Raw genomic sequence first — 24,858 nt, 5'->3', positions numbered from 1 at the left:
CTACCGGTACTCGATGAACAAGGGCGTCGGGCCCGCCGCCAGCGGCGAGCGCGCCGCCAGTTGGCGCACCCGTTCGATTTCGCCGCGCTCGTTGATCCGGAGCAGCGAGCCGGCGCGCGCCGGCCTAAAGGTATGCCGTCCCCGCTCCGACCACCAGGCCTCGGCCCGGGTGCCGTCGCGCAGCACCAGCGCGCAGCGCCACAGCGCACCTTCGCGGGCGCAGCGCCCGACCCGCCCGCCCATCACGTAGTTGCGAAAGCTGGTGTACACGCGCGCCGCCGGCGTCATGCCTGTGCCACGCCCGGATGTCAGGCCCATGGTGCCGTGGTCCCACGAATACCAGTAGAAGCGTTCGACGCCGTTGCTGCGCGCGAGCAGCAGCGCGCGCGGGACGTAGGCCACCGCCGTTTCCATCGACAAGGCCCTCCACCCGGACGGCACGCCGGCGGCGGGCAGGTTGCCGCGGCCGTCGTCGATGACCCAGCCGGTCTCGGTGTTCCAGATAGGCATGTCGCCGATGCCGGCGCCGCGCATGGCCGCGCGCACCTGTTTGATCACGGGCACCATTTTTTCGGGGCTGCCGTGGTGCACGTAAAAATGGTAGGCGATCACGTCGCAGTCCTTGTTGGCGCCCGCGGCCAGGTAGTCCTTGAACCAGCGCAGGCCGTAGCTGCCGGTGATGCCCGCGCACACCACCTTGGCCGCGGGGTCGATTTGGCGGATCGCCCTGGCCGCGCTGCGCGTGAGCGCGGCCATCTGCTGCGGGGCGCCGCTGAAAAAGCGCGCCAGGTTCGGCTCGTTCCAGATCTCGTAGGCGCCGACCACGCCCTTGTAGCGGCGCGCGACCGCGCCGACGTAGGCGCTCCAGTCGGCCAGCCTGGCCGGCGCCGTGTTGGCCCCCATGCCGTAGGCGCCGGCCCGGCGCGGCTCGGACGCGGCCCAGCGCGGCGTGCCCTGCAGCGGCAGCAGCAGCTCGACCCGGGCGCCGCGCGCGCTCGCGACGATGCGGTCGAGGTTGCGCCAGTCGCGCCGCCCGCGCTCGGGCTCGAGTTCGGCCCAGGTCACGTTGGAGTCGTGCAGGCGCAGCGCGCCGAGGCCGGCCCGCTTCCACAGGTCGTTGCCGGCGCGGTGGACATGGGCGCCGAAGAAAGCGGGCGTGAAGGTTTGCGGCGCGCCCGCGCACGGCGGCGCCAGCGCCAGCAGGGACAGGGCCAGGGACGGGGCCAAGGACGGGGCCAGGGGCAGGCGCCAGGACAGCGCGCGGGACTCGGCGCGGGGCAGGTTGAAGGACAGGTTGCGGGACAACGCGCAACGCGCTTTGGACGGATCAGCCATGGTTGCGCACCCGCATCTTGAGGTAGAAATAGGCGTACTTGAGCGTGTAGTAGCAATACCAGGCGCGTCCGCCAAGCGAGGAGGCGAAGTCGGCGAAGACCCCGTTTTTGCCGTTCAGCACGCGGTCGGCATACGACATGAACATGCCGTTCTCCCTGAAATACATGAGCGAGGGTATCTTGCCCTCCTGCCGGTAATACAGCAGCGCTTCGGGCAGGGCCGCGAACTGGACGCCGGCGCGGCTCAGACGCGAATAGAATTCGTAGTCCTGGGCGCGCCGCAGTTCGGCGTTGTAGGCGCCGAAGCGTTCGAACAGGGCCGCGCGCAGCATCGCGGTCGCGTTATGGAAACGCATCTTGCCTCGCGAGAACTGAGCGCCGATCGCCTGCGGCGTCGCCGGGAAGCCGGTGGCCGGCCTGCCCGCGGCGGCCGGGTCGTGCACGAAAGGCACCCAGCCCGAGCCGAGCACGCCGACCCCGGGATGATCTTGCAGGTAGGCCACCTGCGTGGCGAAGCGCTCGGGGAACGAGATGTCGTCGGCGTCGCACACGGCGACGAACTCGCCGCGCACCTGCCCGATGCAGGTGTTGCGCGCGCGCCCGCGCCCGCCGTGCGGCATCGCGAACACGCGGATGCGCGCGTCGGCGCGCGCGTGGCGTTCGATGATCTCGAGCGTGCGGTCGGTGCTGCCGTCGTCGACGAACAGCAACTCCCAGTGCGGATAGGTCTGGGCGCGGATGCTCTCGATGGTCGCGTCGAGGAAGGCGGCGCCGTTAAGGCAGGGCATCATCACCGAGATCAGCGCCGGCGCGCGCTTGGCCTGGTCGTTCATAGATTGGTCGCCTCGCAATAGATGTCTTCGAGTTTTTCGGTCTGGGGGCCGAGCGCGAAGCGCGCCAGCACGCGCGCGCGCCCGGCCGCGCCGAAGCGCGCCCGCAGCGCGGCGTCGCCCAGGAACATGGCCAGCGCGTCGGCCAGCTCGCCGACGCGCGCCTCGCCGACGACCAGCCCGGTCACGCCGTGTTCGACCGTCTCGGGCAGGCCGCCGTTGTCGGAGACGATTGAGGGCAGGCCGGCGGCGGCGGCCTCGATCGAGCCGAGCCCGAACGCCTCCCTCGAGCCGTTCGCGCCGGTCTTGCTGGCCAACACGCTCACGGCGCAGCGCGCGACCACCTGCGCCACCGCCGCGTGCGCGAGCGCGCCGTGGAACACCACCCGAGCGCCGAGCCCGAGCGCGCCGGCCAGGTCCGCATACCCGGTCGCGCAGGGGCCGGCCCCGACCAGGCGCAGCCGGCTTTCGGGGAAGCGCGGCGCGACCACGGCGAACGCGCGCAGCAGTTCCTCGATGCCCTTGGCCGCGACCAGACGCGCCACGCAGACGACGTCCAGGCTGCGCTCGCCGGCGGCGAGCGGGGCGAAGCGGTCCGGGTCGACGCCGACGTAGTGGCGCCGGATCGCGGCCTCGGGAAAGCCCATCGCGCGCAGGCGCGCCGCGAGGAAATCGGACACCGCGATCACGCGCGCGGCCCGGCGTTTGAGTTCGGGCAGGCCGGCCAGATAGGCCAGCCCGGCCAGGCCGGCGCGCGCGAGCGCGCCCGCGCGCACGGTCGCGTCGAAGCCGTGGAAGCTCACCACCAGCGGCACGCCGAGCGCGCGCGCGAGCGGCATCGCGTAGACGCCGTTCGGCCCGAAGTGGGCGTGCACCAGCCGCACCCCGGCGAAGGCGCGCCGCCCGCCCCAGGCCCAGGTGCCGGGGCCCAGCGCGAAGGCCTTGGCGGCCCAGCCGCGCGCGGCGCCGGGGCCGGCGATGGATTCGCACGGCAGGCCGTCGGACGGGCCGAGCTGGCGGCGCACGAACATGGTCGGCGCGAAGCGCACCAGCGCGCGCGCCTGTTCGCGCACGAACGCCTCCGAGGGCAGCGGATAGGCGTTGACGTGGATCGCGACGCGCCCGAGGCTGTTCATCGGGTTTTGTCCATCGTTTTCTTGCGCGGTTTGGCTCATCGGATTTGGCTCGTCGGGTTTGGCTCGCCGGGTTTGGCCCGCCGGGTTTGGCTCACCGGGTTTGGTCCGCCGGGTCTGGCCCACCGGTCTGGCTCACTCTCAATGTGGCGGCCGCCAGTCCGACGAACAGCAGCCATTCGAGCGCGTAGCCGCTGGCCTCGGCGGCCGGCTCGAAAAAATACTGGCCGGCCATCGACAGCAGCACCGCCAGGGCGATGCGCGCGCACTGGGCCACGCGCGGGTCGGCGGCGGCGGCGAACGCCCGCTGGGCCGAGCGCACGGCCCAGACGAAGGTGCCGGCGTAGAACACCAGCGCGGGCAGCCCGAAATACACGGCCTGGTTCAGGAAGACGTTGTGGGCGTTCGTGTATTGCAGGCTCGACATGCGGGTCGAGAGCCGCCACACGCCCTCCTGGCTGCTGCCGAACAACAGCGAGAACACGTCATTGCCGACGGCCAGCGTGGCCGCGTGCCACAGTTCGATGCGGGTGAGCATGGTGTTGAACGCGCCGCCGATCAGCAGGCTGGCCGTGGTCAGCGCCGCGATGCCGGCGCCGACCGCCAGCAGGTGCGCCACCCAGGCGTGCCGGAACGCGAGCAGGACGCGCGGCGCCAGCAGCACCATGATCCCGAACAGGCTCCAGGCCCACGCGCCCTTGGCCTTGCTCAGGTACAGCAGCAGCATGGTCGCGGCCAGCACGGCGCCGGCGAACAGGCGCAGCCGGATGCCGGTGGGGGCGCGCGAGACGGCCAGTCCGAACGCGGTCAGCAGCACCGGCACGAGGAAGATCGCCAGTCCGTTGGGGTGGTTGAACAGGCCCGCCACGGCCGAGCGCACCAGGGTGCCGTCGATGTCCATCTTGATGGCCGAGGCCGCGTTCATCCGGACCGGGAACGGGCCGTCGAAGAAATACTGCGACAGGCCCAGCGCCAGGTTCGGCCCGGCGGCGATCAGGAACACGGTCAGCAGCAGGCGCAGGTCGCGCGCCCTGCGCACGCTGAAGGTGAGGAACACGTAGGCGGCAAAGGCCGGGAACAGGTTGCGGAAGACGAAGAACGAAAGCGATGAGAGCTGGTAGATGCCGAAGAAGCCGGCCAGGCCGGCCCAGCCGAAATAGAGCACGGCGAAGCGGTTGCTGCGCCACGCCGACTCGAGCATGCGGGCCGGCTGGTGGCCGAACACGACGGCGTCGGCCAGCAGCAGCGCGAAGGCGACCAGCAGCAGCGCCTCGAGCGGATTGGAGGCCGGGCCGCCGATGCCGATGTCGCGCGTGCGCACGTCGATGCCGGCCGCCACGACCATCAGGGCGACAAAGAACAGGCGCGGCTTGCCGTACTCGAAGCACTGCCAGGCGTTGGCCGGCGCGCGCGCGCCCCGGGCGCGCCGGGCGCCGCCGACCGGGTCCGGCAGGGTGTCCAACGTGTCATGAATGGTGTCGGGCATGGTGTCCTCGTCCGGTTGTTGCGTCTGGCGCATGTTGTTTGGGGGCGCGGCGGCGGCCGCATGTTGGTTGCGGGGGCGTGGCGGCGGCCGCGCCGCGTGGTCAGCCGCTCCGCAGCGCCGCGACGTTGGGCCGCAGCAGCAGCGCCATCAGCGCGCACGCGCCGGCGCCGACCAGGCCCTGCACCAGCAGGCTGCCGGCGCCGAGCCACAGCAGCGCCATCGTGGCCGCGCCGGCCGCCGCGACCGCCGCCAGCCGCGCCGAACCGACCGGCAGCGGATACAGGCGCTGCGAAATCAGGTACACCGAGGCCAGGCTGGCCGACTGAGCCAGCAGCGTCGACAGCGCCGCGCCGACGAAGCCGAGGCGCGGGATCAGCACGAACGCGAGCCCCAGTCCGACCCCGGCCGACAGCGCCACCGAGACCAGCAGCCAATGCGTTTTTCCGGGCGCGAGCATGCCGATGTTGGCCGGCACCGTCATGCCCAGCGCGACCCCGCCGGCCAGCAGCAGCAACATGCTCAGGCCGTCGTAGCCGTGCACGCTGGGTGCGTACCAGCGCACCAGCTGGCCGCTGGCGACCCACAGAGCGGCGGCGGCCATCAGGTAGTATGCGAGCAGCAGCGGCATGGCGTTGGAAAAAAACCGGGCGCCGCCGTCGCCGTCGAGCACATGGCGGTGGCGTGCCACCGGCCACCACAGATTGAGCGGCGCCATCACGAACGACATCGCGCCGGCCAGCTTGGCCATGACGACATAGGCCGGCAACTGGTCGGGCGCCATCAGCGCGTGCACGACGTAGCGGTCGCCGTTGTTTAAAATCAGCGCGAAGCCGCCCGCGAGCATGATCGGAAGGCCGTAGCGCAGCGCGCCGACATAGCTCTCGCGCACCGGCGGCGCCTCGCGCAGCGCGGCCGCGAGCTGCGGCCGGTGGCGCCAGCAGGCGACGCCGAGCACGGCCATGTCGAGCACGATCATGAAGGCCAGGTAGTCGGTCAACGCCAGCCGCGCGCCCGCGAACTTGAACCCGATCAGTCCGAGCGCGATGCCGCCCGAACGCAGCCACACGGTGGCGGCGAAGGCGAGCGCGTCGGACAGCGCGCGCGACTGGAACTGCAGCAGCAGGATCGCCGCCTCCAGCAGCACGTACGCCGCGCACAGCGCGGCCACCTGCGCCAGGTCGGCGCCGACGACGAAAACGGCCGCCGCCGCGGCGCCGCCGAGCGCCACCAGCGCGGCCGGCGCGAAGCCGAAGCCGGCCACCTGGCGCAGCGCCGCCGCGGTCGTGAGCCGCCCGCTGCTGATGCCGTGCAAATGGCCATAATGGACGCCGGCCAGCGCGAAGCCGGCCAGCACCGCCACCAGTGGCTCGAGCATGGCCCACCGGGCGAACGCGCGCGGGCCCAGGATCGCCAGTAAAAAAGGCACCGCCAGAAAGCCGATGATGCCCTGCACTAGAGCGGCCGACCCGTAGCCGAAGACGAGCCGCTGCGGCGGGCCCTTCATGGGGGCGCCGGCGGGCACGCCATCGGGCGCCGCCGGCGAGCGCGGATCGGAGCGCGCGGGCATGGCGTGGGCCTTAGCCGCACCCGCGCGGCGCCGCCGCGCGGGGGGAGGCGGCGCCGGGGGAAGCGGCGAGGGACCTGGAGGCGCCGGACCCGGCGGGGCCGGACGGAGCGGCGCGGAACGGCGCGGAACGGGCGATGCGGGACGGCGCGGTGCGGGACGCAGCGGGACGGGACCCAGCGGCGCGGGACGGCGCGGAACGCAACGGCACGAACCGGACGGTGCGGAATGCGGTGGCGCGGGACGGCGCAGCCCAGGAAAGAGCGGCGCGGCATGCAGTGGCGCGCGACGGCGCGGAACACGACGGCGAGCACCGGTTGGCGCGCACGGCCGCCGCCGCGCGCGGCGCGCGATCAGGGCGGGCGCGCCCTGGCATGGAGAACTGGTGCGTGGAGAACTGGTGCGTTGGCATGGCGGCGTCCTGGCGGCTCATTCGTTGTGCTCGTAGGCGTCGAAACCGTGCTGTTTGACGAGCTCGTCGCGCTCGGCGCTGCGCAGGTCGGCGCGCACCATCTCGCACACCAGGTCGGCGAACGTGGTCTTGGGCACCCAGCCGAGCCGCTCGCGCGCCTTGCGCGCGTCGCCCAGCAGGCTGTCGACCTCGGTGGGCCGGAAATGGCGCGGATCGATGCGCACCACCACCCTGCCGCGGCCGTCGGTGGCGGTGGCGTCGACCCCGCTGCCGCGCCAGGCCAGTTCGATGTCGAGCTCGCGCGCGGCCGCGTCGACGAAATCGCGCACGCTGTGCTGTGCGCCGGTGGCGATGACGAAGTCGTCGGGCCGCTCCTGCTGCAGCATCAGCCATTGCATCTCGACATAGTCGCGCGCGTGGCCCCAGTCGCGCAGCGCGTCGATATTGCCCAGGTACAGGCAGTCCTGCAGGCCGAGCTTGATGCGCGCGAGCGCGCGCGTGACCTTGCGCGTGACGAAGGTCTCGCCGCGCAGCGGCGACTCGTGGTTGAACAGGATGCCATTGCAGGCGTACATGCCGTACGCCTCGCGGTAGTTGACCGTGATCCAGTAGGCGTACAGCTTGGCGACCGCGTACGGGCTGCGCGGGTAGAACGGGGTGCTCTCCGTCTGCGGACTGGCCTGCACCATGCCGTACAGCTCCGAGCTAGAGGCCTGGTAGAAGCGGGTCTTGTCGCCAAGGCCCAGCATGCGCATCGCCTCGAGCAGGCGCAGGGCCCCGAGGCCGTCGGTGTTGGCCGTGTATTCGGGCATGTCGAAGCTGACCGCGACATGGCTCATGGCCGCGAGGTTGTAGATCTCGTCGGGCTGGACCTCCTGCATGATGCGGGTCAGGTTGCCCGAGTCGGTCAGGTCGCCGTGGTGCAGGATCAGCCTGCGTTCGGCCACGTGCGGATCCTGGTACAGGTGGTCGATGCGCTCGGTGTTGAACAGCGAGGCGCGGCGCTTGACGCCGTGCACCGTGTAGCCCTTGTCGAGCAGGAAGCCGGCGAGATACGCACCGTCCTGTCCGGTTATGCCGGTGATGAGAGCGACTTTGGCCACGATGCGGTTCCCTTACGGTGAGGCGTTGGGTGGGGCGGTGGGCGGGGCCGCTGCCGGCACGATGGACGGCGCCGCCGATGGTGTGAGCGACGACGCGCCCGGAGCCGCGGACGGGACCGGCGCCAGCCCGGCCAGCCGGACCCGCTGGGCCGGCGACGCCGCCGCCAGCAGCGCGTTGGCGAACGCGTCCTGGTCGCGGTAGGCCTGCGCCTTGTCGCGTCCGATAGAGGAGACGCGGAACAGCAGGCCGTCGGGCACCGCGCCGTTGAGGCCGTACGACAACTGCGCCAGCTTGCGCCCCAGTCCCGGCAAGGTGGCGCGGTCGCCCACGGTGATCCAGTAGGTGATCGGCTCGACCCGCGCGCCCTGCACCGCGACCATGCGCCGCACCGGGATGGCGCCGTGCGGCGTGGCCAGCGCGCCGTCGGCCTGCTCGTCGAGGCTGAAGCCCTGGGCCGCGTAGCAGAACTCGGGCCGGTGCACCTGGGTGGCCTCGCCGCCCTGGTCGCGCCCGTAGGCGATCGAGAGCATCACGCGGCGCCCGTCGCGGTGCACATAGCTGCGGCTGATGGTCTGCGCGTAAAGCTTGCTCAGCGCGGCCTCGGTCTCCGGGTTGACGACCGCCGCGACCATGCCCTTGTCCTCGCGCCATTCGCCGATCACGGACGGCACCATGGCCGGCAGGTCGACCGCCGGGCGCGTCGCGGCCAGCTTGGCCGTCGGCGTGATGGCCCAGGTGACGACGGCCGCGCCGGCCATGAGCGCGGCCATGAGCAGGCTTACGAGCATGCGCGCGCCGGCGCCCGCGCCCGCTCTCACGGCGCCCCCTTGGCGCGGCGCCGCGAGATGCCGAACTGGAGCAGCGAATCGAGCGCCAGGATCAGCACCAGCGCCGACACGAACAGCACCATGCCGGCGAAGCCATGCAGGAAGCCCTGCCCCGCCGCGTCGCCGAAATGGTAGGTCACGAGCGTGAGCACGATGACCCGGATCACGTTGGCGGTGAACGAGATCGGGACGATCAGCAGCGCCAGCGCGATGTTGCGGAACGACGAAGTGTGGCGCACCACGTTGAGGTAGAACAGCCCGAGCGCCTCGAGCGTGAGCAGGGTCTGCAGGCCGGCGCAGGCGTCGGCGACGAGCAGCTGGTACTGGCCGATCTGCAAAATCACGCCGTTGCGCGCGATCGGGTAGCCGGCCAGAAACAGGAGCTGTTCGGTGATGTACGACACCGCCGTCTTCATGGGCAGGGTCAGCATGCTGACCAGCTGGCCCGGAAGCGGAATCATGAACAGCATGAAAAAGAACGGAAACCACAGCGCGCGCAGCGCGCGCGCGCCGAACTTGAGCAGCACCAGCGCCGCCGTGACGAGCGGGAACGAGGCGATCTCGAACCCGGCGATGTGTTGCGAGCGGCCCACGATGTAGAGCAGCAGGCCGGCCGCGAGCACGGCCCAGCCGGCGCGCGCGGGCTTGTCCGCGCCGGCGGGCCGGGCCGGGTCCGCGGCGGCGCCGGTGTCCGCGGCGGTGTCCGCGGCGGCGTCGACGGGCCTGGCGCCCCGACCCGCTCCGGGCGCCCCTCCGCCTGCGGCCTGGGCGCGGCCAGGCCAATGGCGCGCCATGAGCCAGAGCGCCATCGCGAGGATGATCGGGCCGTGGCCCTGCTCCTCGGTCAGCCACAACCCGGTCAGCAGGTCGTACAGGGTCGGCAGGTACAGCAGCGCCAGGCCGGCGAACAGGGGCCACCATTCGCGCCCGGGACGGCCGGGCCGGTCCACTGGTGCGCGGGCGGCCGCGTCGAACGTGCGGTCCATCAGAAGTCCACCACGACCGATCCGACCACGTGCGCGCCGCAGCCGACGATGCGCTCGGCCAGGCCGCAGACGTCGGCAAGGCGCGTCTTGTCCTTGCGCGTGACGAGCAGCGCGCCGCCGGCGCGCGCGGCCACGGCCAGCGCGTCGGAACCATGCGCGTGCGCGGCCGTGTCGTAGAGCACTATCGCGTAGCGCTCCTCGAGCTGGGCGGCGAGCGCTCCCAGCCGCAGGCGGCTGAGCAGCTCCTGCGGGTTCGGCGGCAGCGTGCCCGCGCGCAGCACGGACAGCGCGTCGAGCGAGGGGATGCGCGCCACCAGCAGGTCGAGGCCGGCGCGCCCGGCCAGCAGGTCCGACAAGCCCTGCCCCGGCGCCAGGTCGAACACGGCGTGCTGGCGCGGCTTGCGCAGGTTGGCGTCGACCAGCAGGGTCGCTTCGCCGAGCTGGGAGAACACGACCGCGAGGTTGGCCGCGAACAGGCTGGCGCCGTCGCCGCTGCCCACGCCGAGCACCACGAGCGACTTGTGCCCGCGCCCGAACCAGCGCAGCATCAGGTGGCTGCGCACGGCGCGCATCTGCTCGACCTGCGCGCTGAACGGCTCGTAGGCGGCTACCAGCAGGGGGGAGTAATCGTGCTGGCCGCGCAGCAGGTAGGGATAGGCGAACTGGCGCGCGAGCACGTGCTCGATGTCGGCCTCGTTGATCAGGCCCAGGCGCACGGCCGCCTCGCCGAAGCGCAGGCCGGCCTCTTGCTGCAGGCGCAGCACACGCTCGGCGTCGGCGGCGGTGAGCTTGCCCGAGGCGAGCAGCAGCGCGCCGATGCGCGAGTCGCCCCCCTGGTCAGGTCCCTGGTCGGCGCCGTGGGCGGACAAGGGCGGCGTGAGCGGATGGGCTGGATGGTTCATGGCGGTATGCTCCTGTGCTTTGCAGGCGCCGGCTTGCGCCGCGCCCGATAAATTTATTTCACCCGTTTGTTGCGCACTGGTTTGTCTCACCCTTTTGCTGCGCTCCGGTTTGTTTCACCCTTTTGCTGCGCTCCGGTTTGTCTCACCCTTTTGCTGCGCTCCGGTTTGTTTCACCCTTTTGCTGCGCTCCGGTTTGTTTCACCCTTTTGCTGCGCCCCGGTTTGTTTCACACTTTTGCTGCGCCCCGGTTTGTTTAACCCTTTTGCTGCGCCCCGGTTTGTTTCACCCGCTTGTTGCGCGCACTCGTTGCGCCCCTTGCCGCGCCCCTTGTTGCGTCCGTTTGTTGCTCCCGTCAACGCCGGCAACCGCGCCTTCAGTTCAGGCGCAGGCGCTTGGGCATGACGGCGCCGAGCAGGCCGCCGCGCGGGCCCGGCGGCGCGCGCCAGTCGATCGAGCCGAACACGGGGATGTCGAGCACCTCGCGCAGGTCGTCGGCCGAGCGGACCCTGCGGTCAAGCATTTCGGCGACCAGCCCCGCGCCGAGCCCGAGCACGCCGCCGAGCAGCACCGACAACAGCGTGTAGAGCAAGGTCTTGGGGTTGGACGGCTCGACCGGCGCGACCGCCGGATTGAGCACGGCGATGTCGCCCTGGTCGGACTGGCCCTCGATCTTGGTTTGCGAGAAGCGCTGCGAGGTCACGTCGAAGGCGCGCTGGGCGCTCTCGACGTCCTGGACGAGCACGTTCATCTCGTCGCGCGTGCGGTTCATCGCGAGCACCTTGTCTCTTTGCGCCAGCATGGCCGCGCGGATGGCCGCCTCGCGCTGCAGCAGGATGCGCGCGTTGTTGCCCACGCTGTTGGAGGCCGACGCCGTGTGCCGCGCCAGCTCGGCGCGCAGCTTGTCGACCTCGGCCTTGGCGCCCTGGTAGGTCGGATGGTTGCGGTCGAGCCGCTGCGACACCTCGGCGAACTTGGTCTCGGCGCCCGCGAGGTTGATCTTGAGGTTCTGGATCAGGGGGCTGGCCGCGACGTCGGGCGAGTCGCCCGCGCGCGCGCCGGCCGCCATGCTCTGGCGCGAGGCCGCCTCCATCGCCTGCCCCTGCGCCATCACGAGCTGGCCCGACAGGTCGTTGAGGCGGTTCGATTCGACGTCGAGCCGGTTGTCGACGCTGACGATGCCGTTGTCCTGCTGGTATTTGGACAGCCGGCTCTGCGCCGCCTCGACATTGTCGCGCAGCAGCTTGAGCTGGTCGTTGAAGTAGGCCGCCGCTTTTTTCATGGGCTCGACCTTGAGCTGGATGTTGATCTTCATGTACTCGTCGGCGAAGGCGTTGGCCACGGCCGCGGCGAACTGCGGGTCGGCGCCCTTGAAGCTGACGGTGAGCACGCTGCTCTCGCGCGAGGGCATGATGTCGAGTTTTTTGAGCAGCAGGTCGGCCAGCCAGTCGCGCACCGTGCCCTTGCCGTCGGTCGCCTCGTGGAACTGCGCCACCACGGCCGCGCTCTCGGCCAGGCGCAGCTGGTCGACCACGCGCAGCGCCACGTTCTTGCTGCTCAGGATGTCGATCTGGGTCGCCATGTAGCCGGGCAGCAGCTGCCCCGGCATGGTCAGGCCGGTCAGCGGGTCGACGCCCTTGTAGTTGAGCACAAGCGCGCTTTCGGCCTTGTATGACTTGGGCACGACCAGGCAGATCAGCAAGGTCAGCCCGGCCGTGGCGAACAGCGCCGAAAGGATGATGCGCTTGCGCGCGCGCAGGATCAGCAGGAACTGGCTCAGGTTCATGGCACTCTCTCGGCGGATTTAGAAATAGCGCGCGTCTAGAACAGGCTTTCGCGCACGTAGATGATGTCGTCGGTCTGCAGCAGCTGGTTGTGGCCGGCCTTGATGATGTGCTGCCTGCCGTCGGCGCCCTGGCGCTTGATGCGGATGCCGCGCTCGGTGCCGCGCGGGGTCAGGCCGCCGCCGACCGACAGCGCCTGCAGCACCGTCATGCCGCGCTCGAGGCGGAACGCGCCCGGGCGCTGCACCTCGCCGTAGATGTAGAAGCGCGGCGCGCGTTCGACATAGATGACGTCGCCGCCGGCGACCTCGAGGTCGCGCGCCAGTTCGCCGCTGCGCATCATCTGGACGACGTCGATGTTCTCGCGCGTGGTGGTGCCGTCGCGCGTGCGCAGCACGCTGACCGAGTCGCCCCCCTCGGGACCGATGCCGCCGGCCATGGCCAGCAGGTCCATCAGGCTGCGCCGGCTCTCGATCGGGTAGCGCCCGGGCCGGTTGACCTGGCCGAGCACGCCGACCTGCTGGCTTTGCAGCTGGCTGACGATGATGTTGACTTGGGGGCGGCGCACGTAGCCGCCCTTTTGCAGCAGCAAGGCGATGCGTTTTTCGGCCGCCACCACGGGCATGCCGCCGATGCTGACCTGCCCCAGCAGGGGGAAGGTGATGGTGCCGGCCTCGCTCACGCGCGTCTCGAGCGCGAGGTCGGGGTTGCCGTAGACCGACAGTTTGAGCACGTCGCCCGGCCCGAGCAGCACCTCGGCCGCGGCCGCCGGGGCCGGGGCCAGCGCGAGCGCGAGCGCGAGGGCCGGCAGGCCCGCCGCCGCGGCGCGCACGAGCGCGCGCATGGAGAGTCGTTGCATGAACAGCCGCAGCAAGAAGTGTGGCCGCAAAAAGTGTGTCAGCAAAAAGTGGGGCAGCAAAAAGTGGGGCAGCAAGATGTCCCGTAGCAGAAGCAAGCGTTTCATGATTGTTCCCATCCCATGTTGGTCGAGGCTCGGAGGTGCTCTGCCTATTTGAGTCCGGCCACGCCGCGTTCGTTCGCTCCGGCCGCGATTTCTGGCGCCGGCGCGCCCAGGTACTCGATCTTGGCGACCGCGCGCAGGCGTTTGATCTCGGCGTCGGCCGCCTCCTTGTTCCTTTTATTGAGCAGGAATTGCTCGATCTGCCCCGAGGCGACCTCGAGCGAAACGGGCGCCTCGCGCGTCTCGACCACGGTGACCAGCATGCTGCGCTCGCCCTCCTTGATGATGAACAACTGCCCCTGGGGCATGCCCGCGAGCTTGGCCGTCAGTTCGGGCGGCAGGTCGGAGCTCGTGCGCGAAATCTGCCCGCGCGCGAAGCGCACCTTGTGCGCCTCCATCCATGTGGCGACCTCGTCGAGCGAAGTGGCGGCGTCGGCCGCGCGCTTGAGCGGGGCGTCGAGGTCGGCCGTGGCGAGCACCAGTTGCTTCATGTCGAACTGGGTGCGGTTGGAGAAAAATTGCGGATGCTTGAAGTAGTACTCCTGCACCTCGGCCTTGGTCGGGCGCGCCACCTGGCCGATGCGCTTTTGCAGCCAGGCCTGGGCCACGATCAGCGCCTTGGCCCGTTCGATCGCCTGCACCACCTTGGGGTCGCGGTCGAGTTTTTCGCGCGCGGCCTCGTGCTCGAGCAACTGGCGGTCGATGAGCGCCTCGAGCAACTGCTTGCTGGCGGCGTCCTGGCGCGTGGCCGGCACCCCGGCGAGCGCGAGCTCCTCGTTGAGCTGGAGCACCGTGATCTCGGTGCCGTTGACGCTGGCGAGCGCCTGGCCGGCCTTGCGCTCGCGTTCGCCGCAGCCGCCGAGCGCGAGCGCGCAGGCGAGCAGCAACAGGCCGGCGCGCCGTGCGGGCATGGCCGCCGGCCGCGGCGCCGGCTTGGAATCGAAGGTATTCAAGATGGCATCCTCGTGGTTTGGCTGGGTCGGAAAAGGGACGCGGCGCGCGCGCCACCGGGGCTCGGAATTCGCTACATGTTCTCTCAAAGATTGCTCGATGCGGCGCGGCGCCGTTTTTGCGGCGTCCATGTTTCTCCTTGTACCGCGCCACCCCGCCGCCCAGTTTGACGGCGGATAAACTGCGTGCGATTGATGGGTCGCGGCGGCGCGGAAACACGCGACTGCTCAGTACGCGTTTTGGCGCTTGAGGACCACTTTGATGGTTTTTAAAATGATCCAGACGTCAAGCCAGAGCGACCAGCTGCGCAGGTAGTCGAGGTCGTAGCGGATGCGCGCCTCCATTTTTTCGAGCGTGTCGGTCTCGCCGCGCAGGCCGTTGACCTGGGCCCAGCCGGTGATGCCGGGCTTGACCTTGTGGCGCAGCATGTAGCCCTTGATCAGCTTGCGGTAAAGCTCGTTGTGGGCCACCGCGTGCGGGCGCGGACCGACCAGGCTCATGCGCCCCTGCAGCACGTTGAGCAACTGCGGCAACTCGTCGAGCGAGCTGCGGCGCAAAAAGGCGCCCACCGGCGTCACGCGCGCGTCGCCGGGGCGCGCCTGCACGATGGTTCCGCCGTCGTCGGTGACGGTCATGGAACGGAATTTGTAGACGATGATCTCTTCGCCGTACAGGCCGTAGCGGCGCTGGCGGAAGATCACGGGGCCGGGCGAGGAAAGCTTGACGGCGAGCGCGATCAGCAGCATCAGCGGCGACAGCGCCAGCTGGATGCCCAGGCTGAGCACGATGTCGCTGGCGCGCTTGATGGTCCCGTTCAGGCCCATGAACGGGGTCTCGCAGATGGCGATCACGGGCATGCCGCCGACGTTGTCGAAGCGCGCCTGCATCAGGTCGAAGATGTAGATGTCGGGCAGAAAATAGACCGAGGCCGTGGTGTCCTGCAACTCGTCGAGCAGCCTGCGGATGCGCGGCTGGGCCGAGATCGGCTGGCTGATGAAGATCATCTTGATGTTGTGCTCGCGCACATAGGCGGCGATCGAGGACATCGGGCCGAGCATCGGCTGGCGCAGCGCGAGTGGCTGGCGCTCCTCGGTGCGGTCGTCGAAGAAGCCGCGCACCTGCACGAACAGGTTGGGCTGCTGCCCGCACACGGTGGCGAACTTGAGGCCGACGTCGTTGGCGCCGACCACCACGGCCGAACGCAGCTCGCTGTGCTTGCCGGGGCGGAAGGTGACGCGCCGCACCGTCGTGTGGCTCAGCAGCAAAAGCCACGGCGTGGCCAGGAACCAGGCGAACACGGCCGGCTCGTCGTAGTAATAGGACAGGCCGCTCGCGTAGCCGAGGAACAGCAGCACGCCGACCGTGAGCAGCCAGCCGGCCACGGTGTCGCGCGCGTAGGCGAGCATGCGCCCGCTGCGCCAGGCGCGGTACGGGTCGATCTGCTGGTACACGGCCGAGGAGATGAAGAACGCGAGGATCATCAACACCAGCAGGTAACCCGTGAACGGCTCGTCGAACAGCAGGGCCCACAGGTACAGGCTGCCCATGATGATCAGCGGATCGAGGATCCGCTGGAACAGCGAGATGAGCGGATTGTCGATGACGGTCATGGGGGCGGCGCTTTTTGGGGTCGGGACGCGATGGGTCGGGCACGCGGCGGGGTCGGCAACGCGGCGGGCTCGGCGGGCGGCGGGGTCGGCACCGCGGGGCTCAGAATTGGATGCTGGCGCTGAGCGATACCCCCTTGGCGCTGTAGTCGCCGTTGCCGAACACGGGCGAGCCGCTGCGCGCGTCGTGGAACGTCGCCAGCCGCACGTTCGAGCCCACGGTCGGGGTCCAGGCCGCGCCCACGCTGGCGTAGCGGCTCGTGTCGTTCAGGGCGGCGCCCTCGAGCCCGACCACGAGGCCGCGGAAATCGCGCTTTTCGCGGCGCAACCCGGCGTCGATCTTGAGCTTGGCGCTGTAGTCCCAGACGGCGTCGACGCTGACGCCCTTGCTCAGGCTGGCGTTGGCGAGCACGCTTTCGACGGCGGCGAATTCGCGCCAGGCCGAGCCGGTCAGGCGCAGCGCCTCGCGCGGCGCCCAGTTGAGGTCGGCCCGGGCGTTGGTGCCGCTGGTGTCGCGCTCGCCGAAGCGGGCGTGCCTGCGCTCGACCCACCCGCCCAGGAAGGTCAGCTGGGTTTTTTCGCTGTAGCGCCAGACCACCTTGGCCTTGATCTCGGTCTGCTCGAAGCTGTCGTCGAACACGATCTGGCCGACCGCGCGCCCGTTCGGGTAGCGCGCGTCGATGCGGCGCAGTTGCAAGCCGACGGTGCTGCCGCCGGCGGCCAGGTAGTCGCCGCCGAGCTCGATGGTGTCGCTCTCGCGGTTGTTGACCCGCAGGCGCTCGAGCTCGTAGGTGTATTGCTCGCCGCTGGCGCCGGCGCGCACCCGCCAGCTCGGGTGGAAGCGCCACGCTCCCTCGAGCGCCTGGCGCTCGATCTCGCGCAGGTTGCGCTCGGTGGTGCGGAAGTCGGCATACGGGGCCAGCCCCTGGGCGTAGGTGGCGCTGGCCTTGCCCTCGAACTGCTTGCCGATCTGCCAGTCGAGCCTGGCCTGGAAGTCCTTGTCGTCGTGGTCGAGCCGCTCGAAGCGGTTGAAGCTGACCTTGCTAAGCTTGCCGAGCAGGTACACCTTCTGGCGGCTGTAGGTCTGCTCGAACAACACCCCCGCGACCGCGCGCCGCGCCGTGTCGCCGGGCGCTCCGTCGAAGGCGGGGGCGTCGTCGGCGATGCGCAGCAGGTTGTCGTCGTAATGGTAGGACAGGCCGACGAAGGGATGGACGGCGTCGTTGGGGCCGGCCCAGGCGGCGCCGCACAACAGGGAGGCGCCCAGCAGCGCCAGGCGGCGCGGGGCGTTGCGATGGCATGTGCTTCGCCTGCTATTTGAATTCAACATGGTAGCTCGCTTATAGAAGGGGGGTCACCAAGGGGGGGCACCAAGGGGGTTCACCAGAAGCGCCAGCTGCCGGTCGCGACCACCCACACGCCAAGCGCGGCGTTGGCGACAGCGTGGGCGAGGATGGGCGACCATAGCGTGCGATGGCGGCAATACAGCGCCGTGAAGGCGGCGCCGGCGAGCATGCCGGCGAGCCACAGGTTGTGTTCGAAGCCGAACAGGACGACCGTGGCCGCGGCCGCCCTGAGGCCGACCCGGGCCGGATCGACCCGTTCGAAGTCGGACGCCGCCACCCAGCGCAGCAGGAACGAGCGCCAGAACAGTTCTTCCATGACGGGCACCACCAGCGCGGCGCCGGCCAGGCGCACCGCCACCAGCAGCCAGTCGATCCGGCCGTCCGTGTTGGGGTCGAAGCCGGCGGCGCCGCCGAGCACCATCCACGGCGCCTCGAGGTTGATCCACAACACCAGCACCAGCAGGCCCGCCGCGCAGGCGAGCGCGGCCGCGGCCGGGGAAAGCGTGAAACGGTGAAGTTCGGTGTACTGCCGCCAAAACACGCCGAGAAAAACCATAACGGCGCCGATCTTGAGCGCGTACAGCCAGCGCAGTTCGGCCGCGGCCCAGCCGAGGCGCAGCAGCGCGTCGTGGACGACGATGAACAGGATGTAGGTGAGGAAAGGCAGGATGCGCGCCCATACGGCGCGGTTGATCAGGGGGCCGTCGGCGGCGGGCGGGGCCGCCGCCGGGGAGCTCCCGGCGCTGGTGCTTTGCTCGTCTTGTTCGGCCATGGAACTCCTGTGGGGGAGCGCCGCGGCCGGCAGGATGAGCCGAAATTAACTACCCTTTTGAGCGCGCGTCGATCTGCTCCCATTTTTCCAGAGCCTCGAGCAGCTCATCCTCGATTTGCGCAAACCGGGCGTTGATGCGCTTTGCGTCAGCCGGGTTGGTCTTGTAGAAATCGGGCGAATTGAGCTGCTGGGTGATCGCGGACTGCTCGTCCTCGAGGCTGGCGATCAGGGCCGGCAGCTCGTCGAGCTCGCGTTGCTCCTTGTAGCTCAGCTTGACCTTCTTGGAGGCCGGCACCGCCATCGTGCTCACGGCGGCGGCCGGCGCGGCCTTGGCGGCGGCGCGCGCGGCGGCCGGCGCCAGCGACTTGGTGCGCTCCCAGTCGGTGTAGCCGCCCACGTATTCGCGCCAGAAGCCCTCGCCCTCGGAGACGATGACCTGGGTCACCACGTTGTCGAGGAAGGTGCGGTCGTGGCTGACCAGGAACACGGTGCCGGTATAGTCTTCAAGCAACTCCTCGAGCAGCTCGAGGGTGTCGATGTCGAGGTCGTTGGTCGGCTCGTCGAGCACCAGGCAGTTGGCCGGCTTGGCGAACAGGCGCGCCAACAGCAGGCGGTTGCGCTCGCCGCCGGAGAGCGACTTGACGGGCGAGCGGGCGCGTTCCGGCGCGAACAGGAAGTCGTTGAGGTAGGTCATCACGTGCTTGCGCTGGCCGTTGATCTCGACCCAGTCGCTGCCCGGGGCGATGGTTTCCATCAGGCTCGCCTCCTCGTTGAGCTGGGCGCGCATCTGGTCGAAGTACGCCACCTGCAGCTTGGTGCCGAGGCGCAGCTTGCCGCCGTCGGCCTCCTCCTGGCCGAGGATCATCTTGAGCAGCGTGGTCTTGCCGGCGCCGTTGGCGCCGATCAGGCCGACCTTGTCGCCGCGCAGGATGGTGGCGCTGAAGTCCCGGACGATGACCTTCTCGCCATAGCTCTTGTGGACGTTCTCGAGTTCGGCGACGATCTTGCCCGAACGCTCGCCCGAGGACACCTCGAGCTTGACCTGGCCCTGCTGGTCGCGGCGCGCCGCGCGTTGCAGGCGCAGCGCCTCGAGGCGGCGCACGCGGCCCTCGTCGCGCACGCGGCGCGCCTTGACGCCCTTGCGGATCCAGACCTCCTCCTGCGCGAGGAATTTGTCGAACTTGGCCGCCTCCACCTCCTCGATCTCGAGCTGCTCGCTCTTGCGCACCTGGTAGGCGGTGAAGTTGCCCGGGTACGACAGCAGCTTGCCGCGGTCGAGTTCGATGATGCGGGTCGCCACGTTGTCGAGGAAGGAGCGGTCGTGGGTGATGAACAGGACCGAGCCCTTGAAGTCGCGCAACAGGCCCTCGAGCCACAGGATGGAGGTGAAGTCGAGGTGGTTGGTCGGCTCGTCGAGCAGCAGCACGTCGGGCGAGGACACCAGCGCGACGGCCAGCGCCACGCGCTTTTGCATGCCGCCCGACAAGGTTCCCATGAGCGCGTCCTTGGACAGGTTCAGGCGGTCGAGCGTGGTGTCGACCTTGTTGGCCATGCTCCAGCCGTCGGTAGCGTCGAGTTTGACCTGCAGGTCGTGCATGCGGTCCATCAGCGCCTCGTCGTCGCCCTGGCCGAACTGGCCGGTGAGCTCCTCGTACTCGCGCAGCATCGAGAGCTGGTCGCCCATGCCGGCGGCGACGGCGTCGAACACCGACATGCCGGGGTCGAAGGTCGGCTCTTGCTCGACATACGCGATCTTGATGCCCTGCTGCATGACGAGCAGGCCGTCGTCGAGCTTGAACTTGCCCGAGATGGTCTTGAGCAGGGACGACTTGCCGGTGCCGTTGCGGCCGATCAGGCCGACGCGTTCGGTCGACTCGAGGGAGAATTCTGCATGGTCAAGCAGGGCGACGTGGCCGAACGCGAGTTGCGCCGACGAGAGGGAAATGACAGCCATAGTAGGTAGGAGAGTGCCCGGCCGCAGCGATTTTCGGGGGAAAAACGTGGCCGATTAAATGAAAGAAGCGTGCATTGTACCGATAGACGGGCCATCGGTCGCAAAATAGGCCCGAAGGCGGCTATAATTGCGGTCGGTTCACGCCACCGGCCCGCCTCGCGGGCGTCGGGCGCCGAATCGACATGCCCGGCCGGCTCCCGGTTGGGCGAGCGTCCTCCCCGTAGCACAATGGATAGTGCACATGCCTCCTAAGCGTGGGATACTGGTTCGATTCCAGTCGGGGGGACCAGTATTTACTCCAGCCTCGTCGACTGAAGTCCCAAGTTCCTCTACGCCGAGGGCATAGATCGTCCCCGCTTGTCCGCCATGTACATGCTCGTCAATCCGAGCGGCAAGTTCTGGCGCATGATGGACTACCGCCACCTCGACAAACGCAAGACGCCAGCGCTGCGGTCGACCCTGCCGAATCGTCTGCTTCGGGGTCGCGCATCCGGGAGTGGTCCTCCCTTGCTGACACCTACAGTGCAATTCGAATGCACGAAAACGCTTCACCAGTCAAAAATCCGCATCGATTCCTCGCCGTTGAATAAGTCGGCAGTATTACCAGTACTTGTTTCAAATACACGGTAGTTGAAAGAGTGATCCCGGAACACGAGATGCTGCTCATCAATCCATCCCGTTATGTACAGCGTATTGCCTTCGCAATTTTCGTAGTGCCCGTATGCGATTTCTCTGACAACGCCATTCGGGCCCACGACCTTCATTGGGTACGTCTTTTTTTGGCTTTCTTTTCCTAAAAATGCACGCCACTTTCCGCCGGGTGAATGTTCAGATTCAAGCCCCACGTCCGAGCGGGCCCTGACCTCCTCAGATACGGGAATATCCCGCCCTCGGCGTGTGAAGACCTGCCCATGAATCTTTGACTCATAACGGCCAGCCATTTTTTCAACTACCTTCGTGGACGGGCGATAGGAGAAATACTCCCACTTGTCCGACCCGTCCATGCTGCGAATCATGATCAGCAACTCCGTGCCATCCTTTGACCAATGTGGCGACGCCCAAGCATGCTTCGTGGCGATCGATGTTGGCAATTTGAGAGGCAGGGAACGCCACGTTGCTGTGTCCAGTACAAATGTGCCTTCGCCGGATTGGCGGCCCCACCGCTTGTCATAGCTCGCGGTGATCACAAGGAACTTGCTATCAGGCGAAAATACGGGGATACCTCCGCCCCAGGCAGGATGTTCAAGGACCAGACGATCCGTGTTTGTTTGGCGGTCGTAGATCCAATATTGGGTGCTTGCATAGTCTTTCCGTGAACCGCTGTAACTAATCCAGCGTCTGTTAGCGGAGGGCCTCACACTTGGCATACTATCAAATTCATGGTCTGGAATGGACGTCCAAACTTGTCTGCTCAGATCGACCTTGAAAAGCTGCCCTGATTCTTGCACGACATAAAGTGGCGTTTTGATGGCCATTGATGCAAGCGGCACTTTTTTCAATCCCGGCGACTGTGCTTTCCCGCAGCCGAATTGAGGTTCCAGAACCGCAGCAACGGCATCGGGAACATGCACACTTCCGATAAGGAATGCGAGCAAAGTTAGGGGGACTGCCAAGTGGGATGGCGGGTGCATTTTCTTGCCCATGTGCGGCGATTTGATTGGAGAGCATGACAACTGCAATGATGATAACAGCAATAGATTGGCGGTACTTTGCCAAGCGGGCATCGCCGCAATAGTTTTTGGATAAACATCCTATTCATGCGGGATTGACGGCATGGTGCGATTTCAGTCGTGGACTAGGTACTCCAAAGGCGGCTGGCAATGGCGCAACCTTGACCATCGGAAGCATGCATGGAATACTGGACGGCACCAAAACGCCATTCCCCAACACTTCTCGATCGACACCATGAAAATTGCCCTGCTTCTGCTCCTCGCTTCCAGTTCGGCAATTGCCGACGACGCCTCCCTGAAGCGCTGCCGCACGATCGGCGACGGCGTCCAGCGCCTCGCCTGCTACGACGCGATGGTGGTCGGCGCGAGGCCGGCGGCGGCGGCGGCGGCGGCGGCGGCGGCGGCGGCGCCGAAAGAGATGGGGCAGTCGCAGTTGCCGAAAGAGATGGGCCAATCGCACCTGAAGACCAGTGACGCCGAACCGAAGTCGGTCACGAGCACGATCCCCGGCACACTCAAGGGCCTCAATCCCAACCGCCACATCACGCTGGCCAACGGCCAGGTGTGGCGCATCTCCGACGGCACCCGCGACGACCAGGTGGAAGGGACCGACCTCAAGGTCAAAATCGAGCGCAATTTCATCGGCACCACGTTCATGGTGATCGAGGGCACCAACACCTCGCCCAAGGTCCGGCGCGTGCGCTGATCCGGCGCACGCGGGTCGCCAGGCACGCATCGCCAGACGCTGCCGCCCGCCCCGAAGCGGGCGCGGCAAACCGCGCGCCAGCCTCGCTCGCGCCCGACGTTCCATCTTGAACGCCAAAATTTAATCAAAAACGTTTAAACACACCAGACGGATTAAACATTATTGTTTAATCTGGCGTAGGCGCTTGGGAGCTGTGCATACATCCGAAAAGGATATCGCAATGAAACAAAGCGAATTTGTACGTTGGCTCAAGCTCCAAGGTGCGACCTTTAAAGATGGCACCAATCATTTAAAGGTCTATCTCAACGGAAGGCAGAGCACCCTCCCCATACATCCGGCAAAGGAGTTGAGGACCGGCTTGGTCGAGGCGGTAAAAAAGCAGTTGGACGAAGCCCGCTACGCGGCAGGAATGCTCTCCGGGCTGACCGATCCGGCTAGTGATTCAGAATGTGACCTCGCCCCTTTCCCGAGGGTTTGAATCATACGAAACGAGGTCACATCGCTATGGAAGCACATACCGCCGCAAATTTCAAACGCAATTACGAACGCCACCTTCAGCACCTGAAGCTCAAAGGGCTGCAACCGAAGACCATCGACGCCTACTCGCGCGCCATCCGGCAGGCCGGCGAACGCTTCAATGGGCAGATCGACGCGCTATCGGCGCAGCAGCTCGCGGACTATTTCAGCGAGCGCCTCGCCTCCCATTCTTGGAGCGCGGTCAAGCTGGACCTATATGGACTACGTTTCTACTACGAGCATGTCCTGTCCAAGCCCTGGCCCGCACCTGGACTGGTGAAGCCGCCGAGAAGTCAACGCCTGCCCGACATTGTGACGGTCGAGGAGATGCAACGCGTGATCAGCGCGACCCGGGTGCGCAGCCACTGCGTGCTCTTCTTCACACTCTATAGCCTGGGTCTGCGCCTGGGCAAAGGACTGCGCTTGGAAGTGGGCGACATTGATGGCGCGCGCGGGCGCGTGCACATCCGCAATTCCAAGGGTAACAAGGACCGTTTCGTGCCATTGCCGCAGGCCACGCACAGGCTGTTGCGCGATTACTGGAAAGTCCATCGCAATCCCGTGCTGTTGTTTCCAAGCCGGGTGGGCGGCGCCAAAGGTGGAGCGTGCGCCACGGTGCCGCTCGACCGTGGCGGTGTGGCGGCCACGCTGCATCAGGTCGTCGCCAGTTGCGGGCTAAAAAAAGATCACACCCCATTGCCTGCGTCACGCCTTTGCAACTCACTTGATCGAGGCAGGCGTCGACCTGCTTGAAGTACAGAAATACCTCGGCCACCAATCCATTCTCACCACCGTCCGCTATACCCATCTGACGGAGCTGACCAAACATAACGCCATTGACCGCATCAACGGCTTGATGAGCAGTTTCACGGTGACCTGGGGGGAGGTCAAATGATACGCCTCGCCTCCGTCATCAACGACTTCGAGAGCGACTTGCTGGCCCAGTATGGCGGCAAGCTCAATGCCGATCAGCGGCGCGCTCTGGCGGCGATGAAGCGCTGCCGCAATCAGGCCAGTTTGAAGATGCAGGTGCGCTGCGACGACAGCGAGCACCAAGTCTATGTGCCGCACTCCTGCGGCAACCGCCATTGCCCGCACTGCCAGCACCATGAGAGCGAGCAATGGCTCGCCCGCCAGCGCGCCAGGCAACTGCCGGCCGAGTACTTCCTGCTGACATTTACGCTGCCGGCCGAATTCCGGCCCATCTGGCAGGCCCATCAGAGCGTGCTCTACGACTTGCTCATGCGTGCGGCGTGGGACACGGTGCGCACCTTCAGCGAGAACGACAAGCAGTTGCGCGGCACGCCCGGCGCCATCGCGGTGTTGCATACGCACACCCGACGGCTCGACTACCACCCGCACGTCCACCTGGTCATGCCGGCGGGTGCCGTTGACACCGTGCGCAAGCGCTGGAACACCAAGCGCGCGCCCGGGTCCAAGGGCGACTATCTGTTCAGCCACAAGGCCCTGTCCAAGGTCTTCCGGGCGAAGATCCTCGCCGGCATCGCGCAAGCAGGGCTGGCACTTCCAGTGCGCCATCCGGTCTGCTGGGTCGTCGATTGCAAAAGCGTGGGCAGCGGTGACAAGGCGCTCGTCTACCTGGGGCGCTACCTCTACCGTGGAGTCATAGCGGAGAAAAATATCGTCGCCGTGAGCGGTGGCCAGGTGAGCTTCCGCTATCAGAATGCGAAGACCAAAAAGATGGAATTACGCACCGTGCCAGGTGCGCAGTTCCTCTGGCTTGTGCTGCAGCATGTACTGCCCAAGGGCTTCAGGCGCGCACGCAATTTCGGCATTCTTCATTCCAACTGCAAACGCTTGATCACTTTGTTGCACGTCTTGCTGAAATGCCTGCCTCCGCGCGTCACCGACGCACTCAGGAAGCGATCACCCATCGCGTGCCCATGCTGCGGGGCAGCGATGTCGATTGTGCAAACACGCATGCGGCGCCCACCAAAGCCGATTGAAGCCCAAGCGGGTATGGCCACCATGTAGGCGCGACGACAAACGGTATGG

20 protein-coding genes, 1 tRNA gene and 1 pseudogene are annotated in these 24,858 nt (G+C 67.7%); 5 read left to right on the top strand and 17 right to left on the bottom strand.

Annotation, left to right across the window (positions count from 1 at the left end; translation table 11 throughout):
- From C7C56_RS26040 to C7C56_RS25960, 16 genes are all read right to left on the bottom strand, one after another.
- Positions 1 to 1,335, bottom strand: a complete 1,335-nt coding sequence (locus tag C7C56_RS26040; RefSeq protein WP_106760251.1) for a GH39 family glycosyl hydrolase — start codon at positions 1,333 to 1,335, stop codon at positions 1 to 3.
- On the bottom strand, positions 1,328 to 2,167 hold the full coding sequence (locus tag C7C56_RS26035) for a glycosyltransferase family 2 protein (RefSeq protein WP_106760250.1): 840 nt from the start codon (positions 2,165 to 2,167) through the stop codon (positions 1,328 to 1,330). Before C7C56_RS26035 ends, C7C56_RS26040 begins: the two co-directional genes overlap by 8 nt.
- Positions 2,164 to 3,339, bottom strand: a complete 1,176-nt coding sequence (locus tag C7C56_RS26030; RefSeq protein WP_106760249.1) for a glycosyltransferase — start codon at positions 3,337 to 3,339, stop codon at positions 2,164 to 2,166. Before C7C56_RS26030 ends, C7C56_RS26035 begins: the two co-directional genes overlap by 4 nt.
- 52 nt (positions 3,340 to 3,391) lie before the next feature.
- Positions 3,392 to 4,816: an O-antigen ligase family protein gene (locus C7C56_RS26025; protein ID WP_106760248.1), complete on the bottom strand. Its 1,425-nt coding sequence runs from the start codon at positions 4,814 to 4,816 to the stop codon at positions 3,392 to 3,394.
- A 67-nt stretch (positions 4,817 to 4,883) separates the two neighbouring features.
- Entirely contained in the window at positions 4,884 to 6,350 is a 1,467-nt protein-coding gene (locus tag C7C56_RS26020; RefSeq protein WP_106760247.1) for a polysaccharide biosynthesis C-terminal domain-containing protein, read from the bottom strand.
- 426 nt (positions 6,351 to 6,776) lie between these two features.
- On the bottom strand, positions 6,777 to 7,865 hold the full coding sequence (gmd, locus tag C7C56_RS26010; protein WP_219933234.1) for a GDP-mannose 4,6-dehydratase: 1,089 nt from the start codon (positions 7,863 to 7,865) through the stop codon (positions 6,777 to 6,779).
- A gap of 9 nt (positions 7,866 to 7,874) precedes the next feature.
- The gene (epsI, locus tag C7C56_RS26005) at positions 7,875 to 8,681 is read right to left on the bottom strand and encodes an exosortase-associated protein EpsI, B-type (RefSeq protein ID WP_106760244.1); all 807 of its coding nucleotides are present in this window, start codon (positions 8,679 to 8,681) and stop codon (positions 7,875 to 7,877) included.
- On the bottom strand, positions 8,678 to 9,676 hold the full coding sequence (xrtB, locus tag C7C56_RS26000) for an exosortase B (RefSeq protein ID WP_106760243.1): 999 nt from the start codon (positions 9,674 to 9,676) through the stop codon (positions 8,678 to 8,680). The genes epsI and xrtB overlap by 4 nt, the downstream gene beginning before the upstream one ends.
- Positions 9,676 to 10,578: a chain length determinant protein tyrosine kinase EpsG gene (gene epsG / locus C7C56_RS25995; RefSeq protein WP_106760242.1), complete on the bottom strand. Its 903-nt coding sequence runs from the start codon at positions 10,576 to 10,578 to the stop codon at positions 9,676 to 9,678. Before epsG ends, xrtB begins: the two co-directional genes overlap by 1 nt.
- 373 nt (positions 10,579 to 10,951) lie before the next feature.
- Positions 10,952 to 12,361 carry a chain length determinant protein EpsF gene (epsF, locus tag C7C56_RS25990; RefSeq protein ID WP_106760241.1) on the bottom strand — a complete coding sequence of 470 codons (1,410 nt, stop codon included), beginning with the start codon at positions 12,359 to 12,361 and terminating at the stop codon, positions 10,952 to 10,954.
- Between the two features lie 35 nt (positions 12,362 to 12,396).
- A complete protein-coding gene (epsE, locus tag C7C56_RS25985; RefSeq protein WP_106760272.1) occupies positions 12,397 to 13,218 on the bottom strand; it encodes a polysaccharide export protein EpsE in 822 nt (273 codons plus the stop codon).
- 149 nt (positions 13,219 to 13,367) lie between these two features.
- On the bottom strand, positions 13,368 to 14,273 hold the full coding sequence (locus C7C56_RS25980; protein WP_229459009.1) for an EpsD family peptidyl-prolyl cis-trans isomerase: 906 nt from the start codon (positions 14,271 to 14,273) through the stop codon (positions 13,368 to 13,370).
- Positions 14,274 to 14,498: 225 nt separating this feature from the next.
- Complete coding sequence (locus C7C56_RS25975; RefSeq protein WP_106760240.1) at positions 14,499 to 15,881, bottom strand: undecaprenyl-phosphate glucose phosphotransferase; 1,383 nt, start codon at positions 15,879 to 15,881, stop codon at positions 14,499 to 14,501.
- A 100-nt stretch (positions 15,882 to 15,981) separates the two neighbouring features.
- A complete protein-coding gene (epsL, locus tag C7C56_RS25970) occupies positions 15,982 to 17,208 on the bottom strand; it encodes an XrtB/PEP-CTERM-associated polysaccharide biosynthesis outer membrane protein EpsL (RefSeq protein WP_106760239.1) in 1,227 nt (408 codons plus the stop codon).
- A gap of 50 nt (positions 17,209 to 17,258) precedes the next feature.
- Positions 17,259 to 17,996, bottom strand: coding sequence for a CAAX prenyl protease-related protein (locus tag C7C56_RS25965; protein ID WP_106760238.1), 738 nt, complete (start codon positions 17,994 to 17,996; stop codon positions 17,259 to 17,261).
- Between the two features lie 49 nt (positions 17,997 to 18,045).
- Entirely contained in the window at positions 18,046 to 19,950 is a 1,905-nt protein-coding gene (locus C7C56_RS25960) for an ATP-binding cassette domain-containing protein (RefSeq protein WP_106760237.1), read from the bottom strand.
- Between the two features lie 214 nt (positions 19,951 to 20,164).
- Between C7C56_RS25960 and C7C56_RS25955 the strand changes: the two genes are divergently transcribed.
- Positions 20,165 to 20,239: transfer RNA gene (locus tag C7C56_RS25955), tRNA-Arg, on the top strand.
- A 259-nt stretch (positions 20,240 to 20,498) separates the two neighbouring features.
- Here C7C56_RS25955 and C7C56_RS28435 read toward each other — a convergent pair.
- A complete protein-coding gene (locus C7C56_RS28435) occupies positions 20,499 to 21,581 on the bottom strand; it encodes a TolB-like translocation protein (protein ID WP_146204646.1) in 1,083 nt (360 codons plus the stop codon).
- A 274-nt stretch (positions 21,582 to 21,855) separates the two neighbouring features.
- Between C7C56_RS28435 and C7C56_RS29160 the strand changes: the two genes are divergently transcribed.
- The 4 genes and pseudogenes from C7C56_RS29160 to C7C56_RS25925 all read left to right on the top strand — a co-directional run bounded on the left by C7C56_RS29160 (position 21,856) and on the right by C7C56_RS25925 (position 24,837).
- Positions 21,856 to 22,326, top strand: coding sequence for a hypothetical protein (locus tag C7C56_RS29160; RefSeq protein WP_106760235.1), 471 nt, complete (start codon positions 21,856 to 21,858; stop codon positions 22,324 to 22,326).
- Between the two features lie 220 nt (positions 22,327 to 22,546).
- Positions 22,547 to 22,804 (top strand): type II toxin-antitoxin system HicA family toxin, encoded by a 258-nt coding sequence (locus C7C56_RS30570; protein WP_307719083.1) that lies wholly within the window; start codon positions 22,547 to 22,549, stop codon positions 22,802 to 22,804.
- A 26-nt stretch (positions 22,805 to 22,830) separates the two neighbouring features.
- Positions 22,831 to 23,737, top strand: a pseudogene (locus C7C56_RS25935) (tyrosine-type recombinase/integrase).
- Positions 23,734 to 24,837, top strand: a complete 1,104-nt coding sequence (locus C7C56_RS25925; RefSeq protein WP_106760232.1) for an IS91 family transposase — start codon at positions 23,734 to 23,736, stop codon at positions 24,835 to 24,837. Before C7C56_RS25935 ends, C7C56_RS25925 begins: the two are co-directional and overlap by 4 nt.
- Positions 24,838 to 24,858: the final 21 nt, after the last annotated feature.

It is taken from the genome of Massilia glaciei (genome assembly GCF_003011895.2).
Taxonomy (GTDB): domain Bacteria; phylum Pseudomonadota; class Gammaproteobacteria; order Burkholderiales; family Burkholderiaceae_D; genus Telluria_A; species Telluria_A glaciei.
The sequence above is the reverse complement of the archived record's forward strand: the minus strand, read 5'-3'. Positions and strand labels throughout refer to the sequence as shown.